This window comes from Pseudomonas sp. GW821-FHT07F05, from assembly GCF_059418765.1.
Genome location: NZ_JBWKQL010000003.1, coordinates 118,151 through 135,313, shown reverse-complemented (window position 1 = coordinate 135,313; position 17,163 = coordinate 118,151). Strand labels below are relative to the sequence as shown.

Sequence of the window (17,163 nt, the reverse complement as noted above, 5' to 3'; positions counted from 1 at the left end):
AGACAGGCATTTGAAGCAGAGGGATCGACTCGATGAACACACGCATTACCGCCGGTTTGCTGTTGAGCATGGTCGGCAGCATCCAGGCTCAGGCCGCTGAGGCGCCGTCCCATTTGGACACCGTCATGCAGAAGGGCCAACTGGCCGTTTGCACGACCGGCGATTACAAGCCGTACACGTTTCTCAAGCCCGACGGCCAGTACGAAGGAATCGACATCGAGCTGGCTCAGTCTCTGGCGCAGAGCCTGGGCGTGAAGATTGAGTGGGTCCCGACCACGTGGAAAACCCTGATGCCCGACTTCACCGCCGGCAAATGCGACATCGCCGTCGGTGGCATCTCGGTCACTCTGGAGCGGCAGAAGAAGGCGGCGTTCAGCAGCACGCTGGACATCGACGGCAAAGTGCCGTTGGTGCGCTGCGAAGACGAGTCGAAGTACCAGACCCTCGAGCAGATCAATCAGCCCGGCGTTCGATTGATCGAACCACAAGGCGGCACCAACGAAGCCTTCGCCCACGCTTATCTGCCCAATGCCAGCCTGGCCTTCCACGACAACAAAACCATTTTCCAACAGCTGCTCGACAAGCAAGCCGACGTGATGATCACCGACGCGTCCGAAGCGCTGTATCAGCAGAAACGCATGCCCGGCTTGTGCACGGTCAATCCGTCGCACTACATGCAGTACGGCGAAAAGGCCTATCTGCTGCCCCGGGATGACGTGGCCTGGAAGGCCTATATCGATCAGTGGCTGCACCTCTCCAAAGCCACCGGGGCTTACAAGAAAGTGGTCGGCGAATGGCTGGCGATGCCAACGGAATGACAGTGCGCAGCACATCCGGAAGACTTCGGCACAGGACCCCGCCGTATCCATGAAAACCAACAGAACCATTACCCGCGCGTTCTGCGTCGAGCTGCAGCAAGAGCTGTCCATCGTGGCGGCGCGACGCGAGTATTTTTCTCAAGAGCTACCCCGTGCGCGCTTCAGCTTTCTGTGTTCGTCCGAGTCGTGCCGCGCTCTGGGTGTCAAAATCACTGGGGTTCGCTATGACGTGAAGCCTCAGGAGCATCCGACCTTCGTCGCCGCGCACTACCGGGCCAACCCGAAATACGAACATCACGCCGATTGCGAATGGGTGGATGAATCCGTCGAAACGCCGGCTGGCCAGGAAGCCGAAACCGGGGCCGATAGCGAGCTGCGCAGGGTCAAGCGCAAGCTGGATGATTACATTGACGTCTTTGATCCCACCCCGAAGGAGCGCGCTAAGCCGGCATCGCCGACAGACAAGCCTGACGCCGAGCCGACCGATAAGCCCGAAGACGCCACGCTCCCAGCTGACGCGTTGAAGGCCAAACAGGACAAGCAGAACCGAACCAGCGATCTGGAGCGGCTGGTCGACAGCTTCCGTCAGGCCCAGGCCTCGTTGACCAAGGAAGAACTCGCGCTGTTGACCCTTCGCGTTCCGGGTCAGGGCGAGGTGTCCTTGCGCGCCTATTTCCGCCATATCAAGTTTGCTCAGCTGAATGACGAGCGTCGGGTGCTGTATGGCGGCGGACTGGTCGAGCGCTACGGGATCGGCTTCAAATTCAAATTCTTCGATCGCCTGCAAGGCAAGCTGGTGACATTGTACGTATCCCCCGCGCAGATGCAGGCCTACCGCTCCAGCCGCTACCTCAGTGAGCTGCTGAGTCACGCCGATGAGGTGCGTTTCTTCACGGTCTTTGCCCTGGGCACACTGGTCGCCAGCCCTTCAGGGAAAAGCGTCAGCGTGCAGATCGAAGACTTGCGCCATCTGGCCGTTGTCCTCGGGCCGGCAAAGGATGCCGAAGAGGCCTCTGCCAAAGGGTCAACCCGCTAAGCCAAAGACTTTATTCAGTTCGAAAAAAAACCCGGTTTCTCTCGCGAGCAACCGGGTTTTTTGCGTTTCCTTCAGGCGACTAAGGCGCTGCGTATGTCACCAACAGTTCCTTAGTTACCTGAAAATCCAGCGACATCGCCACGCTCAAGGCTGTGATCGTGAAGATGGAGAACACGAACAGCTTGCGTGCCCAAACAGTGTCGTCTTTGGCTTTGTAGCCGGTCCAGGCCATGTACAACCAGTACATGCCCATTGCCGCTGCGACGGCCAGATAATTGAGCCCGGCGTAGCCGCCGAAGGTCAGCATCAAGGTCGCCAGCAGGAAAGCCAGGATGTAGATCAGGATGTGCCGCTTGGCGACCCGGATACCGCGCTTGACCGGCAGGACCGGAATCGAAGCAGCCCGATAGTCGTTGAAGCGGAAAATCGCGATAGCGTACGAGTGAGGCATCTGCCAAAGGCTGAACATCACCAGCAAGGTCAGCGCCGCGAGGTCGAAGGTGTTGCTGACCGCGACGTAACCAATGACCGGAGGCATCGCGCCCGACAGGCTGCCGACCAACGTGCCATGAACCGACCTGCGCTTCAGGTACAGGCTGTAAAAGCCGACGTAGATCACGAAGCCGATTACGGCGAACAGTGCCGCCAGTGCGTTGGCCTTTGTGTACAGCAGACCGACGCCGACAACACCCAGCACAGTGGCGTAGATCAGTGCCAGTTTCACTGACACCAACCCTTGCACCAGCACCCGATTCTTGGTGCGCTCCATCTTCACATCGATATCGCGATCGATGCAGTTGTTGAACACGCAGCCAGAAGCTACTACCAGTGAAGTCCCGATCACGGCTGCCAGGAACAAGCCGATATCGACATGCCCCTTGGAAGCCAGAAAAAAGCCACCTGCCACCGAAAGCACGTTACCGAAAATGATCCCCGGTTTGGTGATTTGGATAAAGTGCTTCAGTGACATCAGGTTTTCCTCACTTCGCCATCATGGCGGTGTGAATGCTGAACATGATCCAGGTGCTCAAACCAACCAGCAGCACGATCACAAGGCCAGCGAAGGCAAACGCGATGACGTTGTTGCGCTGTGCCGCCGAGCGGTCAAGGTGCAGGAAGTACACCAGGTGAACCAGAACCTGCACGACTGCGAAGATCAGAACGACCCACAGCGTGGCCACTTTCGAGATCGTCGGGAACATCACCAGACCGAAAGGAACCGCGGTCAGGATGATCGACAGTACGAAACCGACCATGTACGACTTGAAGCTGCCGTGGGCGGCAGGTTCATGGCTGGCGGCGTCATGGGAGTGATGTGAATTCGCCATTTAAATGGTCCCCATCAGATAGACAACGGTGAACACGCAGATCCAGACAACGTCCAGGAAGTGCCAGAACAGGCTGAGCATGCTCAGGCGAGTCTGGTTGGTCCCGGTCAGGCCGTGCTTGGAGACCTGATACATCATGATCGCCATCCAGATCAGGCCGCTGGTCACGTGCAGACCGTGGGTGCCGACCAGCGTGAAGAACGCCGACAGGAAGCCGCTGCGGTTAGGGCCGTAACCTTCGGAGATCAGCAGGTGGAACTCGTTGATCTCCATGCCGATGAAGCCCAGGCCGAACAGGAAGGTCACGAACAACCAACCCAGAACGCCCGACTTGTTGCCCTTGTGCATCGCCAGCATGGCGAAGCCGTAGGTGATCGAGCTGAGCAACAGGCAGGCGGTTTCGCCGAGCACGTAAGGCAGTTCGAAGATGTCGTGGCCCGCAGGGCCACCCGCTACGTTGTTAACCAGTACCGCGTAAATGGCGAAGATCGACGCAAACAGAATGCAGTCGGTCATCAGGTAGATCCAGAAACCGTAGATCTTCATCTCGCCGGCGTCATGGTGACCATGGTCGTGCTCGTGGTCATGACCGTGGTCGTGACCCTTCGCACCATCAAATACTAAGTTCGACATTGTTTATGCCTGCTCCAGCTTGTTGACAGGAGTGTTTGTCTGACCATTGCGAACACGAGCCAGGATCGCGTGTTGCTCGCCTTCAATGCGTGCCACTTCGGATGCAGGAACCATGTAGCCCTGATCGTCACGTGCCGCGTGAATCACGAAGTAAACGATCGTGCCAATCAGGCTGACGCCCGCCAGCCAGAAGATGTGCCAGATCATCGCGAAACCGAAGACGGTCAGCAGGAGGCCCATCACCATGCCCGTTGCCGTGTTGTTCGGCATGTGGATGTCGGAGTACTTGGCCGGAACCTTGTAGGCCTCGCCATCACGCTTGGCGGCATACCACGGGTCGATCTCGTTGGCTTTCGGCATTTCTGCAAAGTTGTAGAAAGGCGGTGGCGACGAGGTGGACCATTCTAGGGTGTGGCCATTCCATGGGTCACCGGTCAGATCGCGGTTCTGCTCGCGGTCACGGATACTCACGAAGATCTGGATCAGCTGGCAGGCGATACCGACAGCGATCAGCAACGCACCGACGAACGCGACGTGCAGGTATGGCGTCCAGTCCGGGTTGTCAGTGGTGTTCAGACGACGGGTCATGCCCATGAAGCCCAATGCGTACAGCGGCATGAAGGCGACGTAGAAACCCGATATCCAGAACCAGAACGCTGCCTTGCCCCACTTCTCGTTCAGCTTGAAGCCGAACGCTTTAGGGAACCAGAACGCGAAGCCGGCGATGTAACCGAACACAGCACCACCGATGATCACGTTATGGAAGTGCGCGATCACGAACAGGCTGTTGTGCAGAACGAAGTCAGCACCTGGGATAGCCAGCAGTACGCCGGTCATGCCACCGATTGAGAAGGTGACCATGAAGCCCAGGGTCCACAAGACTGGCGCGGTGAAGCGCAGACGTCCCTGGTAGATCGTGAACAGCCAGTTGAACAGCTTCACACCCGTCGGGATGGAAATCAGCATCGTCGCCAGACCGAAGAAGGCGTTGACGCTCGCACCCGAACCCATGGTGAAGAAGTGGTGCAGCCAGACCATGAAGCCCAGGATCGAGATCGCGCCGGAGGCGTAGATCATCGAGTGGTGGCCGAACAGACGCTTGCCGGTGAACGTCGAGATGACTTCGGAGAAGACCCCGAACGCCGGCAGAATCAGGATGTAAACCTCGGGGTGACCCCACGCCCAGAACAGGTTCACGTACATCATCGGGTTACCACCCAACTCGTTCGTGAAGATGTGGAAGTCCAGGTAACGGTCGAGGGTCAGGAACGCCAGGGTGCCGGTCAGGATCGGGAACGAAGCCACGATCAGGACGTTGGCCCAGGTGCAGGTCCAGGTGAAGATCGGCATGTCCATCAGTTTCATGCCAGGGGTACGCATCTTCAGCACGGTAACCAGGAAGTTGACCCCGGTTAACGTTGTCCCCAGTCCTGACAGCTGCAGTGCCCAGATGTAGTAATCCACACCCACGCCCGGGCTATAGCCCAGTTCCGACAGCGGTGGATAGGCCACCCAACCGGTACGTGCGAACTCGCCGACGCCCAGAGACACGTTGACCAGAATCACGCCGGAGATCAGCAGATAGAGGCTCAAGGAGTTCAGGAACGGGAAGGCAACGTCGCGAGCGCCAATCTGCAGAGGCACGACGATGTTCATCAGGCCGGTGAAGAACGGCATCGCCATGAAGATGATCATGATCACACCGTGAGCGGTGAAGATCTGGTCATAGTGCTCAGGCGGCAGGTAGCCGGGTGAGCCTTCAGTGGCCATGGCCAATTGCGAACGCATCAGTACGGCGTCGGCAAAGCCGCGCAGCAGCATGACCATTGCAATGATGATGTACATGACACCGATTTTCTTGTGGTCGACAGACGTCAGCCACTCGGTGTAGAGGTAAGTCCACTTCTTGAAGTACGTGATCAGACCCAGCAATGCCGCACCACCGATCGCGATCATGGCGACCGTGATCATGACTATCGGCTCGTGGAACGGAATCGCGTCCAGACTTAATTTACCAAACATCGTTTACTCCTCTGCCTGCGCAGCTGAATGCTTACCCATGTCCATCCCTTCCGTACCTGCTACTTCTTTCTTCTCATGGACAATCTTGCCCGGCTTCATACCTTCATACTTGTCGATGATGATCTGGAACAGGTTCGGAGTGACCGAGGAGTAGAGTTCAACGGGGTTACGTTCGCTAGGCTTGGCCAGCGCGGCGTATTCGGCCGTTGCCAGTGTTTTAGGTGAATTCTTGACGTCGGCAACCCAAGCGTCGAAATCAGCCTGTGAGGTGGCAGTCGCCTTGAATTTCATGCCGGTGAAACCTGCGCCGCTGTAGTTGGCGGAGATACCATCGAACTCGCCGTTTTCATTGGCGATCAGGTGCAGCTTGGTCTGCATGCCGGCCATCGCGTAGATCTGGCCGCCCAGTGCAGGGATGAAGAACGAGTTCATGACCGAATCGGAAGTGATGCGGAAATTGATCGGCGTGTTGGCCGGGAACACGATCTTGTTGACGGTGGCGATGCCCTGTTCCGGATAGATGAACAGCCATTTCCAGTCCAGTGCGACCACTTCAATGGTCAGCGGCTTGACGTCTGACTCGAGCGGACGGTAAGGGTCCAGCGCGTGGGTCGACTTGTAGGTCACATAGCCGAGCACGATGATGATGGCCAATGGAACCAGCCAGACCACCAGCTCAATCCGGGTCGAATGCGCCCAGTCAGGCGTGTACGTCGCGCTCTTGTTGGTAGCGCGATACTTCCAGGCGAAGATGATGGTCATGAAAATGACCGGCACCACCACCAGCAGCATCAGCAAGGTAGCAGTGATGATCAGGTCACGCTCTTGAACGCCCACATGGCCTTTGGGATCCAGCAGGGTGTAATCGCACCCGCTGAGCAGGAGCATGCTGAAAAGGGCCAAGAAGCCAAAAAACCTGGGGTACCTTTTTTTACTCATCTCACGACCTCTAAAAGCAGCTTTCGCATCGCAGTTGGGTTTCGACCGCCAACACTTCACCCTGCCAGGTGCTGGCAAATGCTTGGATTGAAAAGGGGCCTGTCAGGAAGCATGGGGCCTCACAACAAATCCGGGTTGAGCTTTGGTTTCTTATTCGAATGGTGGCACCCGCTAATGCGGACCCTATCCCTTGGCGCAGACATTCAGAACGTGACTCGGGAGGCCATTCGAACCGCGTCTACTAGAGCGAAAAGACGCTCCATAACCTCGATTTACACCGTCCCGCAAATGAGGGGGGGCGTGAATTGGGGGCGATTGTAGATACGTAAAGTTTTATTGACTATAAGTTTCTGCGCAACAGTTAATTTCACGTTCGGTAAAAATGCGGTGTTATGCCGCACCCTGAAACTGGGCAAAGCCCCGGTTCTGTTGAAGGATTTCCGGGGCTTTGTTACGCAACACTTTGTAATCAGCGTGCTTTCATCCGGTTACGAATAATTCCCGCCGGAACCAGCACAACAGTCAGCACAAACGCCACTAACGCCCATTGCGCCAAAGACAAACCGAGAACTGGCGGATATGGCGTCTCGCAGAAACCACCTACCTGAAAGCCTAGCGGAAATAGAGACGCCAGGGGCAGACCGTCGACAATCGGCTGCAGCACATCGATGCCGCAGCTCTCGGTCGGGTGGGTCTGGATGTACACGTGACGCCCGGCGGTAACCAGCCCGCCCACGGCACTCAACACCACCAGCGCTTCGCAGATGGTCAGGCTCAGACGGCCCGGCATTGCCGCGCCGATGAACGCGAACACCGCGATGAACAACAGCGCATACCGCTGCAGGATGCACAGCGGGCAAGGCGCTTCACCCAGCACCACCTGCATGTACAAGGCGCCGCCGATCAACGCCAGGCAGATGATGCCCAGCAACACCAGAAACTGCTTTTCACGCCGCAGGTACAACATCTCTTCAGTCATTCACATGCCCTTTGAATTGGAGTCATCCGGATCGACGGATGTGGAGCGTTGCGGCCCGGACGCCCCGCAAAGGCGGCGATTCTATCACCGTCACGACACCCCGTTCACGCAGTGCCATTCGCGACCGAACGTGGCCGTCTTCCGGTCCACCGCCGTAACCCGCGCAATGGTGAACACGGCTGCATTAGCCGAGCGTTAACATTCCAATTCAAACGCTAGTGTGAGCTCTCCTGGTTCCTGCCTATATATAGAAGCGTGCGGCTTTTTGTCGCAGCGATGGGTCGCGACCCGGAATTCTTCTATATATGTAGGATGCGTCTAATTGTCGCAGCGATTATTCCAATGCTGACGCAGGACCGAAGAATTCATACCGCGCCTGTGCATCGGGCACGCCGGCCGCTTTCAGTTGACGCTTGATCGCCGCCATGAAGCCTTTAGGCCCCAGGAAGTACGCATCGACGTCGCGAGTCTCCGGCAGCCATTGCTCCAGGCGCGCCTGATCGAGCAGACCCGTCGCATGGGCCGCCGGGCTGACGCCGTCATCTTCGGCGTAGCAGTAGAAACGTTTGAGCTGAGGATGCTTGCTCGCCAGGCTTTCGATCCAGTCGCGAAAAGCATGGACCGAGCCGTTGCGCGCGCAGTGGATGAAGTAAATCGGCCGCTGAGTCGGCAATGCCGCTTCGAGCATGGTCAGGGTTGGCGTGATGCCGACGCCACCGCTGATGAGCACCAGCGGTTTGTCGCTGTCGTTCAGGGTGAATTCTCCGGAGGGCGGGTACAGATTGATGCTGTCGCCGACCTGCAGCTGATCGTGCAGATAATTGGAAGCGACTCCATCAGGCTCGCGTTTCACGCTGATGCGGTATTGATTGTTCCCGGCCAGGGCCGATAACGAGTAATTGCGGCGGATCTCTTCGCCGTTCACATGCAGTTGCATGCCGATGTACTGGCCGGCGGTGAATTGCAGGATCGGCTGGTCATCTGCCGGCGCAAAGTGGAACGAGGTGATTTCCGCGCTCTCCGGCGTTCTGGCGACCACTTTGAATTCACGCTCACCACGCCAGCCGCCTGCTGCCTGGGCTTTCTCGTCGTAGATGGCTTTTTCCGCGCCGATCAAAATGTCGGCCAGTTGCCCGTAGGCGTTGCCCCACGCAGTGATGACCTCGCCAGTGGCGACTTCCTTCCCCAGCACTTCGCGAATCGACTCAAGCAGGCACTCGCCAACGAGCGGGTAGTGCTCGGGAAGGATCTGCAGCGCCACGTGTTTGTTGATGATCTTGGCGACCAGATCGCCCAGTTGATCAAGCTGATCGATGTGGCGGGCGTACATCAACACCCCGTTCGCCAGGGCGCGAGGCTGTTCACCACTGGCCTGATGCGCCTTGTTGAACAGTGGACGCACTTGCGGGTATCGATCGAGGAGCATTTGGTAGAAATGGGTAATCAGCGCCTCTCCGCCGCTTTCCAGCAGTGGCACTGTTGACTTGACGATGGCACGATCCGATGCGGACAACATAAGTAACTCCCGAGAGGTGATGAGTAAGCGTTACCTCGGTTGTTCAGGAATCGTGCCAGCGACCCCAAAGCCTGAAATCAAGGGCCTGGCCAACGCACAGTCAATATGACCTCGTCGAATCGCGGGTCAAAATGACCTGACTACGGTCAAATTGACTGCAATGCTGACAGGCCAGCCGGCCGGGTAAAATCGAAAGGGCTAAAGCCTGACTTCGTCAGGTCGATAAACCGTCATCGAAAGCTGTTGGCCGATCCCACGCGGCCAGGCAACGCATCACAGAAGGTTTATATGTCCAAGAACGTCCGCGCAGATTCACTCTCGCTTCTGCTGTTCACGTTACGCAGCGGAAAGCTGATGGCGATCAACCTGCTCAAGGTCAGTGAAATCATCCCCTGCCCTCCCCTTACGCGTTTGCCGGAATCCCACCCACACGTCAAAGGGGTCGCGACTTTGCGTGGCAACCCGCTGTCGGTGATTGACCTGAGTCGTGCCATCGGCGAGCGCCCGTTGGTGGACCCCGATGGCGGCTGCCTGATCGTCACCGATGTCAGCCGGTCGAAGCAGGGGTTGCATGTTCAGGCCGTCAGCAAGATCGTTCACTGCCTGACCACCGACATTCGTCCGCCGCCCTTTGGCTCCGGCAACAAGTCGTTCATCACCGGCGTGACGCAGGTGGACGGGACGCTGGTTCAGGTGCTGGACATCGAGAAGGTCATTCACGGCATCGCGCCCGCACGGATCGTCGCCGAACGCGCCGAGCTCAGCGCCGATGACGCCAAAGTGCTGGCGAAGGCGCGCATCCTGGTGGTCGATGACAGTCAGGTTGCGCTGCAACAATCGGTGATTACCCTGCGCAATCTGGGCATCGAATGCCACACCGCCCGCAGTGCGCGGGAAGCCATTGATCAGTTACTCGATTTGCAAGGCACCGCACAGCAGATCAACGTGGTGGTGTCCGACATCGAGATGTCGGAGATGGACGGCTACGCGCTCACCCGCACGCTTCGGGAGACGCCGGACTTTCAGGAACTGTACGTGCTGCTGCACACTTCGCTGGACAGCGCGATGAATGCCGAAAAAGCCGATGCTGCCGGCGCCAACGCTGTTCTGACCAAGTTTTCCTCGCCCGAGCTGACACGATGCTTGATCGAAGCCGCCCGCACGGTCGAAGCTCAGGGAATCTGAGACCGGCCGCAGGCGATGCCTCCACCGCGCATTACTGGTTGATGCGCCGCGACCTCGGCCCGGCACTCCATGATCCGTGCTGGCCCGCCGCCGTGCGTCAGGTTGAATTCACCGGGCAGAACGCCCCGGCCGTTCACCAGTTGCTGGTGCTGGGTCGCGAGCACGGCGGCGGTCGTGTTGCAGACTATGCCACTTGGCTCGATGCCTTCGAGACTGATCCCGAGTTTGATCCGGCGCTGTGTTTCGTTCTTGAGGACGCTGAAGGTGTGGTGGCCGTTGCGCAATGCTGGACCAGCGCGTTCATCCGTAATCTTGTGGTTCACCCCCGTGCGCACCGTCAAGGCCTGGGTCTCACGCTGCTCAATCAGGTGTTTATAGCCTTCCGCCAGCGCAATGAAGGCCATGTCGACCTCAAGGTGATGGAAAGCAATCTGGTCGCACGCCGGCTGTATGAGCGCGCCGGTATGCAATATATTCAGCGCCACGAACTGGAACCGCGCTGAATCTGCGCCGAGCCTCGTTCACCCGCTCACGCCATGGAGATGCGTACCCGTGAAGATGCACACCGCGCTGTTGCTCGTTCTCACCGCTGCCGCTGCCGGCCAGGCCAATGCCTCCAGCCCGGACGCCTGGACCGCCTTCAACAAAACCCTGGTCGACAGTTGTGTCAGCGCCAGTTCCCTGAAAAACGCCAAGCCGGCCGGCGCCGATGCGGCCTTCGATGACAGCGTCGGCTTCAACGCACTGTTGATCAAAGGTCAGTACAAACAGGCGTTCATGAAGAACAAGACCGGCACCGAGCTGTGCCTCTACGACCGCAAGAACAAGAAAGCGCTGATTACCGAGTGGGATAACGTCACCACATTGCCAAAGAAGTAGGATGAAGCGCGTCGCGATTGTGCTGTTTCCCAACGTGCAGGCCCTGGACGTGGCCGGCCCGCTCGACGTCTTCGCCGAAGCCAACCGTTTCCTGCCCGACGGTGATGGCTACGAGATCATCACCCTCGGCGCGGCGCCCTACCCGATCATTGCGTCCAACGGCATGCCACTGGGTGCGCAGTATTCCCTGGCGGACGCGCCGAAGCAGTTCGACATCCTTCTGATTCCCGGCGGTCCCTCATTGCCAAACGGCGCGGAAATGCCCGCCATCACTCACTGGCTGCTGGAAGCCGTGCCCCAGGCGCAACGCTACGGCTCGATCTGCACAGGGGCGTTCATCCTCGGCCACGCCGGTTTGCTGGATGGCAAGCAGGCCGCTACCCATTGGAGCCACGCTGAGCAGCTCGCCGATCAGTTCCCCCACGCGAGGGTCGAGCCCGATCGCATCTATGTTCGCGACGGTGCGCTGATGACATCAGCCGGGGTCACGGCGGGCATCGACATGGCGCTGGCATTGGTGGCGGAGGACCACGGCCCGGCGATATCCCTGGCGGTGGCCAGACGTCTGCTGGTGGTGGCCCAGCGTCAGGGCGGGCAGTCGCAATTCAGCCCGTACCTCACGGCGTCGGCAGATGACGACTCGCCCGTGGCCAAGGTACAGCGCTATGTGATGGAGCACATCGGCGAGCCCTTTTCAGTGGAGCGACTGGCCGACGTGGTGGCGATGAGCCCCCGGACGTTCGCTCGGGTATTTGCCCGCGACGCCAAGGTCACACCGGCGGAGTTCGTGCAGCGTGCGCGCATCGACGCCGCTCGCCATTTGCTGGAAGGCAGCGAAATGGCGATCAAGGCGGTGGCGTATCACTGCGGATTTGGCAGCGCTGCGCGCATGCGGCTGATCTTCAGTCAGCGTCTGGGGGTGACGCCGACTCAGTATCGGGACAGCTTTCGCAAAGAAGTGTGAGCATGGCGGGCGGGTGATTCCCCCGGCAGCGTCCTCGCCTGCGACGGTGTAATCAGCGCTTGCCCATCGACCGACGGGTGCCTGATGGCGCAACGCCCGGACGCTTGTCGTGGTTCGATTTACCCGAGCCTTTGTAGTGCTGCTGATCCTTCTTCGCCTGCAACAGCTCGCCCGGCTTGAACGGGAAGCTGAACGCCGGAATCGCAGGTTTTGTATCCGCCGGGGCAGCGTCGGCGTCGACCGAAGCGTGCGATTCACGAGCATCAGGAGCGGGGGTGTGTTCGGGGGTGGTCATGAAAGCTCCGGAATGGCAGACAGTCGAGGAATACGGGCGGCGCCCGAGGGCCGCGCAGCATACCTGAATCGCTGGCGGATCGCTGCTGTGAACAGACCGACTGCGCGCGCCTATTTGTAGAACAGATCCACCATGACTTCCGCTGAAAACGGCCCCGCGGTCGGCGTACTGGTTTGCCACAGCAACTGGGCGTTGAAGTCAGCCGTCTCGGAGTAATCACCCTCCAGCAGATCGGTCAGGTGAAAGGGCTCGTGGAACGGCACGGTCGAGTCATCGCGGGCACGGGTAATCCGAATGCCGATGCTGTCATTGTCGACCGGCACCAGTACATCACCCTTGAGTATCCCGGACACCGGTGTGATGCGCGCATTGAGGCTGAACGGCGATTCGCAGGTGCGGCTGGTAGCCAGCGCGAAGCGCTGAAAAGTGGCCGGCTCCCCTACTCGCACGTTGCGGATGGCCACGTCACCGAAATCCACGGTCTCGGGCATGACCCGCAATTCAGCGTCACAGGCGACGAACCGCAGGCCCTCAAGGTTGTTGATGACGTAGCTGAGCGTGGCGTCAGGCCCGGGATTTTGCCCGCTGCCGCCATCAAGCTGGAACATCCGATAGTCGTGCAAATCGCTCGCGACGCCGGAAGGCGGGGTCGGGCCGTATTTCTGGATGAACACCGAAAACGGCAGGTTGAACGTGACGCTCGGACAGGCCGAACCTGCGTCCGTGCAGGCCGGCGCTTGCTGTTGCGTGGGAACCCGCCCGCTGGTCTGCACGAAATCAATGCCACTCAACGTGAGTCCGGCGCGAATCCCCTGTCCGATCTGCAGGTTGTCCGGGTTCAGATACAGGAACACTTCTTCAGGGCCACCCGGTTCGTCCCTGGCGCACTCGACCGCAAGGTTCAGCCGCTCCGAACGCCAGACCGCGCTGCCATCAGGCAGGTTAGCGGGAATGGCGACGGTGCTGCTCAGGTCCGCACGAACCACCGACGCGCCTGCGCCCTGGGTCTTGCAGGTCAGCGCCATGGCGAGACCGGGCATCAATAGCGTCATCAGCAACGTGATCGGCAGCGTCAGCCACCCGCGGATGATGGATCTTTTCATGTCAGCATTTCCCTATGAGTGAGTGTGAATCCGACGTGCGCAGCGGCACTGCGAACGGCTGCCCACCCTGAAGCGGCGCGCAGTAATCGCGCTGTCCGCCGTAATCGGTCATGGCCTTGAAGCTCAGGGTTTCAGCCACTGATCCCTTCAAACCAATGACAGGCAGCGTCAGTGAGGCGTCCGAAAAAGGTGGCAGCAACCGGTGGTCTGCTACTTCGATGCCATTGATGCGCAGGTCCTGCAGCGAAACGTGATACGGCGTCGGGTTGCGCACGGAAAGCGTGGCATCGGTTGATGGAGCGCGTTGCCAGATCAGCGTTTGCGCCGCATCGGCCGGGTCGCCGGCCAGCGCTGCTGGCCGATAGAAGACGTTGATGCGTTGGCGGATGGCAATGCTCAACTGCTGAACCGCCGGGCTGCGCCGAGGAATTTCCAGCATGTACAGGTGCAGCATCGACTCCCGGTCCTGGGGCATGCCGACGCCTTCATAGAGCAGGCGCAAGGTCTGCTTGCCCTTGGCTGGCAGGCGCGCCAGGGGCGGGGTCAACGCAAACGGCAGATCGGCTGCGCGCGCATTGCCGGGTTTATCACGGCCCGGTGGATCATCTGCGCGCGGTGCATCGAGCCAGGCTTGAATCAGGGCCTCGGAATCACCGCGGTTGCTGACCTCGATCGTCGCCTCGTTGTAACGGCCGTCGAAGATCAACCGGGTGCCTGACAGTGAGACGGCGCCTTGGGCCATGCCGCTGATGACGGCCAGAAAAAGCCCTGACAGACAGGCGCGCTTCATTGGCACTGCACCTTCAGGCGATCGTAGCTGCGATGGGCTTCTTTCGGCGGCAGCGCGAAGGATGCACGGCATTGTTGATCGGTCCATTTGACGATGAGCTCGCCGCTGTCCCGCTCGCTCAGCACCAGCGCTCGCCCGCTGGGGTCGACAGTCGCCAGCGGCTTGCCCTGCTCGTCTTCCACCGCTGCGCCCATGGGCAAACGGCTGCCATCGGCTCGCACCAGTTCGAATTGCACACGCCGACCGATTGCCGTGCGAAAGCTGACCAAGGGCGCCGCGCCGCGTCGGGGCACGACTTGATCCACGGCATTCTCCAGCTCGACATCGGCCCCCAACTGGCGGGTGTCGAGGTTGACCCAATTGGTTCGATACGGCTGGGCGTAAGGCAGGATGGCGTAACCGTTATCGGCCGTTTCGACGTTGCTGAAATTGTTCAGCCGCGCGCCGCTGACACCTTTTACCTGCACCAGCGCGAAGGTCTCGCCCAAGGGCTGACCGAAATTCACCCCGCCCGCGTGGGCGACCACCGAACCCGACGCGCCCATGCTCAGCGCCTGATAATCCCTGCCCTGCCCATAGCCCGCATCGAAACGCCCGTAGGCCGTGGTGGTGCTGAGTTTGCCGAAGCCCGATGAGCCCGACGCACTGTCGTGGCCGGCCTGCAGCGAGTAGAAGCTGTTGCGGTCGTCGAACAGTTGACCGTTCAAGCCGGACTGCAGGCTGGACGCGCCGGAGCTGTCACGAACGGCATTGGCAAACAGCCGCGACGAGCCGGAATCGCTTCCCAGCGGCAGGCTCAATGTCAGCGCAATGCGGTTGTCGGACTGGCTTTCTCCGCTGCGCGCGAAGGTCTGGTTACGCTCGACCGACACGTTGTAGCTAAGGCTGCGCCACGCCGAGTTCCACGACAGATACAGCTGGCGGGTCTTACTGCCACGGTCCCAGTAGCGCTGCTCCGACCCGGTAAAGCTCAGCGACGCAGACTGCTCCGGCAGCGCCTGAGTCAGGCTGATTTCGATGCGATCTTTGGCGCGCCCGCTGGCTGATCCATCACGTTCTTGCAACGCATCCACGTGATCGTCGAACGTCAGGTATTGATCCGTTGAATAGCGATAACCAGCCACGGCGAGGGTGGTGTTGGTCAGGTCCAGCGTATTGGCGTAGCGCAGGCGCAGGCTTTGCCCACTGTAGCGTTGCTCGCGCTGGCGGCTGAGGGACTGGGTCAGGTCCAGCGACACCGCGCCGAGCCCGGTGTTGACCCCCGCGCCGATGTTCCCGGCCTGGTAATCCTCGGCGATTTGCACGCCGCCCGCTGCCGTCAACCGTTCGGTCAGGCCATACACCAGTGTGCCGCTGGCGAACGAGGGTGAAAAAGCGTCTTCCGTGTTGCTGTCGTATTGGCCGGCGGCGAGGCTGTAGCGCAACGCGCCTTTCGGCACCATGATCGGCAGTGACGCGTAGGCCTGGACGAAGACGCGCTTGCTGCCATCGGCTTCGACCACCGTCACTTCCAGATCGCCGTTCGACCCGCTGGGGTAGATGTCGGTGATTTCGAACGGGCCCGGCGAGACGTTGCCGCTGTACAGCATGAAACCGTTCTGCCGCACTTCCACCAATGCGTTGGTGTCGGCAATACCACGAATGACCGGCGCGAAAATCCGCTCACTGTCAGGCAGCATGCCCTCATCGGACATCATCATCGCGCCGAGGAACCGAACGCTGTCGAACACCTGCGAATCGGTAAAAGTCTCGCCCAGGGTCAGCTGGCTTTTCAGCGAGGTGATGTCACGCTGGATGAACGTCCGGTTGCTGCGAAAGCGGTAGGGCTGGTCATTGCCGTAGGTCAGCGAAGACTCGTTGCGCAGTCGCCAGGCACCGAGGTTCACGCCGTTGCGAACACTCAAGTAATACTGATCCTGATCTTGAGCCTGGCCGCTGCGGGAGCGACGCGCGCCGCTGAAGTTGTAATTCACGAAACCGACCGTCTCGCCCTCGTCCCATAACTCCGGCGGCACGTAACCGCGAGCGCTGCGCGACATCATCGCCTGAGGGATGCTGATGTTCAGGCGCAGGCTCGCCGGCTGATAATCGACGCGGGCAAATTCGACCCGCGCCGGGAGATCGAAACAGGCTGTTGGCGAAGCGTCACCGGCCTGCACGGCGTCGGTGTTCATGCCGAACTGGCGGAGCATGTCCAGGGTGAGACAGGCTTCAACAGTGCCTTTCGCGGCATTGGAGACGAAGTTGATGTCACGCCGCCCGCTCAACACACGGTTGACGTAGACATCCACCCGATAGCTTCCGGGGACCACGCTGTTGCCTTGCAAAAACGTCGCGAGATCGGCGGGCTGATCGGTGCCCTGAATGAACGAGGTATTGAATTTCACATGGGTCGCGGCGCTGTTTTGATCAGTCATTGCAGTCGCAGGCGAGGCCAGTGCCAGCCCTGCCGATGCAAGGATAATCCTCGCCACCGGGCTGATCCGAAACGGCTCATGCGCCGGATGCCTGCGGTCGAGGTGTGAAGAGCATGCTGCCATCCGTGCATATCCCTTTTGGTGATCTCGGGGTTCCATTGGCGGGTTTCACTCGTGTTCTCGATTCCGAGGGCGCTGGCAAACCACGTTTGGCAGGCGCAAGACGCTGGAGCCGCATGACGGCGACCGAAGAAAACCT

17 protein-coding genes are annotated in these 17,163 nt (G+C 59.7%); 6 read left to right on the top strand and 11 right to left on the bottom strand.

Annotated features, from left to right (window positions below):
* Positions 1–32: 32 nt before the first annotated feature.
* Complete coding sequence (locus tag AC07RO_RS08375; RefSeq protein WP_495085813.1) at positions 33–818, top strand: transporter substrate-binding domain-containing protein; 786 nt, start codon at positions 33–35, stop codon at positions 816–818.
* 49 nt (positions 819–867) lie between these two features.
* Positions 868–1,854: an ATPase gene (locus AC07RO_RS08370; RefSeq protein ID WP_495085812.1), complete on the top strand. Its 987-nt coding sequence runs from the start codon at positions 868–870 to the stop codon at positions 1,852–1,854.
* Positions 1,855–1,933: 79 nt separating this feature from the next.
* Here AC07RO_RS08370 and cyoE read toward each other — a convergent pair whose 3' ends face one another.
* From cyoE to hmpA, 7 genes are all read right to left on the bottom strand, one after another.
* Positions 1,934–2,824 carry a heme o synthase gene (gene cyoE / locus AC07RO_RS08365; protein WP_074886382.1) on the bottom strand — a complete coding sequence of 297 codons (891 nt, stop codon included), beginning with the start codon at positions 2,822–2,824 and terminating at the stop codon, positions 1,934–1,936.
* Positions 2,825–2,834: 10 nt separating this feature from the next.
* Positions 2,835–3,182, bottom strand: coding sequence for a cytochrome o ubiquinol oxidase subunit IV (gene cyoD / locus AC07RO_RS08360; protein WP_192170724.1), 348 nt, complete (start codon positions 3,180–3,182; stop codon positions 2,835–2,837).
* Entirely contained in the window at positions 3,183–3,815 is a 633-nt protein-coding gene (locus tag AC07RO_RS08355) for a cytochrome o ubiquinol oxidase subunit III (RefSeq protein WP_074886388.1), read from the bottom strand.
* Between the two features lie 3 nt (positions 3,816–3,818).
* The gene (gene cyoB, locus AC07RO_RS08350) at positions 3,819–5,837 is read right to left on the bottom strand and encodes a cytochrome o ubiquinol oxidase subunit I (protein ID WP_192170723.1); all 2,019 of its coding nucleotides are present in this window, start codon (positions 5,835–5,837) and stop codon (positions 3,819–3,821) included.
* Between the two features lie 3 nt (positions 5,838–5,840).
* The gene (cyoA, locus tag AC07RO_RS08345; protein ID WP_192170722.1) at positions 5,841–6,776 is read right to left on the bottom strand and encodes a ubiquinol oxidase subunit II; all 936 of its coding nucleotides are present in this window, start codon (positions 6,774–6,776) and stop codon (positions 5,841–5,843) included.
* Between the two features lie 469 nt (positions 6,777–7,245).
* On the bottom strand, positions 7,246–7,755 hold the full coding sequence (locus AC07RO_RS08340; RefSeq protein WP_192170721.1) for a disulfide bond formation protein B: 510 nt from the start codon (positions 7,753–7,755) through the stop codon (positions 7,246–7,248).
* A gap of 334 nt (positions 7,756–8,089) precedes the next feature.
* A complete protein-coding gene (hmpA, locus tag AC07RO_RS08335; RefSeq protein WP_495085811.1) occupies positions 8,090–9,271 on the bottom strand; it encodes an NO-inducible flavohemoprotein in 1,182 nt (393 codons plus the stop codon).
* Between the two features lie 288 nt (positions 9,272–9,559).
* Here hmpA and AC07RO_RS08330 point away from each other — a divergent pair, with 288 nt between their 5' ends.
* From AC07RO_RS08330 to AC07RO_RS08315, 4 genes are read left to right on the top strand one after another with little or no spacing between them, the layout of a single operon-like run.
* Positions 9,560–10,456, top strand: a complete 897-nt coding sequence (locus AC07RO_RS08330) for a chemotaxis protein CheV (RefSeq protein ID WP_192170719.1) — start codon at positions 9,560–9,562, stop codon at positions 10,454–10,456.
* A gap of 41 nt (positions 10,457–10,497) precedes the next feature.
* Positions 10,498–10,959: a GNAT family N-acetyltransferase gene (locus AC07RO_RS08325; RefSeq protein ID WP_495085810.1), complete on the top strand. Its 462-nt coding sequence runs from the start codon at positions 10,498–10,500 to the stop codon at positions 10,957–10,959.
* A 49-nt stretch (positions 10,960–11,008) separates the two neighbouring features.
* Complete coding sequence (locus tag AC07RO_RS08320) at positions 11,009–11,335, top strand: hypothetical protein (protein ID WP_163023052.1); 327 nt, start codon at positions 11,009–11,011, stop codon at positions 11,333–11,335.
* A gap of 1 nt (position 11,336) precedes the next feature.
* Positions 11,337–12,299: a GlxA family transcriptional regulator gene (locus AC07RO_RS08315; protein WP_495085809.1), complete on the top strand. Its 963-nt coding sequence runs from the start codon at positions 11,337–11,339 to the stop codon at positions 12,297–12,299.
* Positions 12,300–12,351: 52 nt separating this feature from the next.
* Here AC07RO_RS08315 and AC07RO_RS08310 read toward each other — a convergent pair whose 3' ends face one another.
* The 4 genes from AC07RO_RS08310 to AC07RO_RS08295 form a co-directional block, all read right to left on the bottom strand.
* Positions 12,352–12,594 carry a hypothetical protein gene (locus tag AC07RO_RS08310; protein WP_282370408.1) on the bottom strand — a complete coding sequence of 81 codons (243 nt, stop codon included), beginning with the start codon at positions 12,592–12,594 and terminating at the stop codon, positions 12,352–12,354.
* A gap of 110 nt (positions 12,595–12,704) precedes the next feature.
* Entirely contained in the window at positions 12,705–13,697 is a 993-nt protein-coding gene (locus tag AC07RO_RS08305; protein ID WP_495085808.1) for a fimbrial protein, read from the bottom strand.
* Between the two features lies 1 nt (position 13,698).
* Positions 13,699–14,487 carry a fimbrial biogenesis chaperone gene (locus AC07RO_RS08300; protein ID WP_495085807.1) on the bottom strand — a complete coding sequence of 263 codons (789 nt, stop codon included), beginning with the start codon at positions 14,485–14,487 and terminating at the stop codon, positions 13,699–13,701.
* Complete coding sequence (locus tag AC07RO_RS08295; protein WP_495085806.1) at positions 14,484–16,904, bottom strand: fimbria/pilus outer membrane usher protein; 2,421 nt, start codon at positions 16,902–16,904, stop codon at positions 14,484–14,486. The genes AC07RO_RS08300 and AC07RO_RS08295 overlap by 4 nt, the downstream gene beginning before the upstream one ends.
* Between the last annotated feature and the right edge of the window lie 259 nt (positions 16,905–17,163).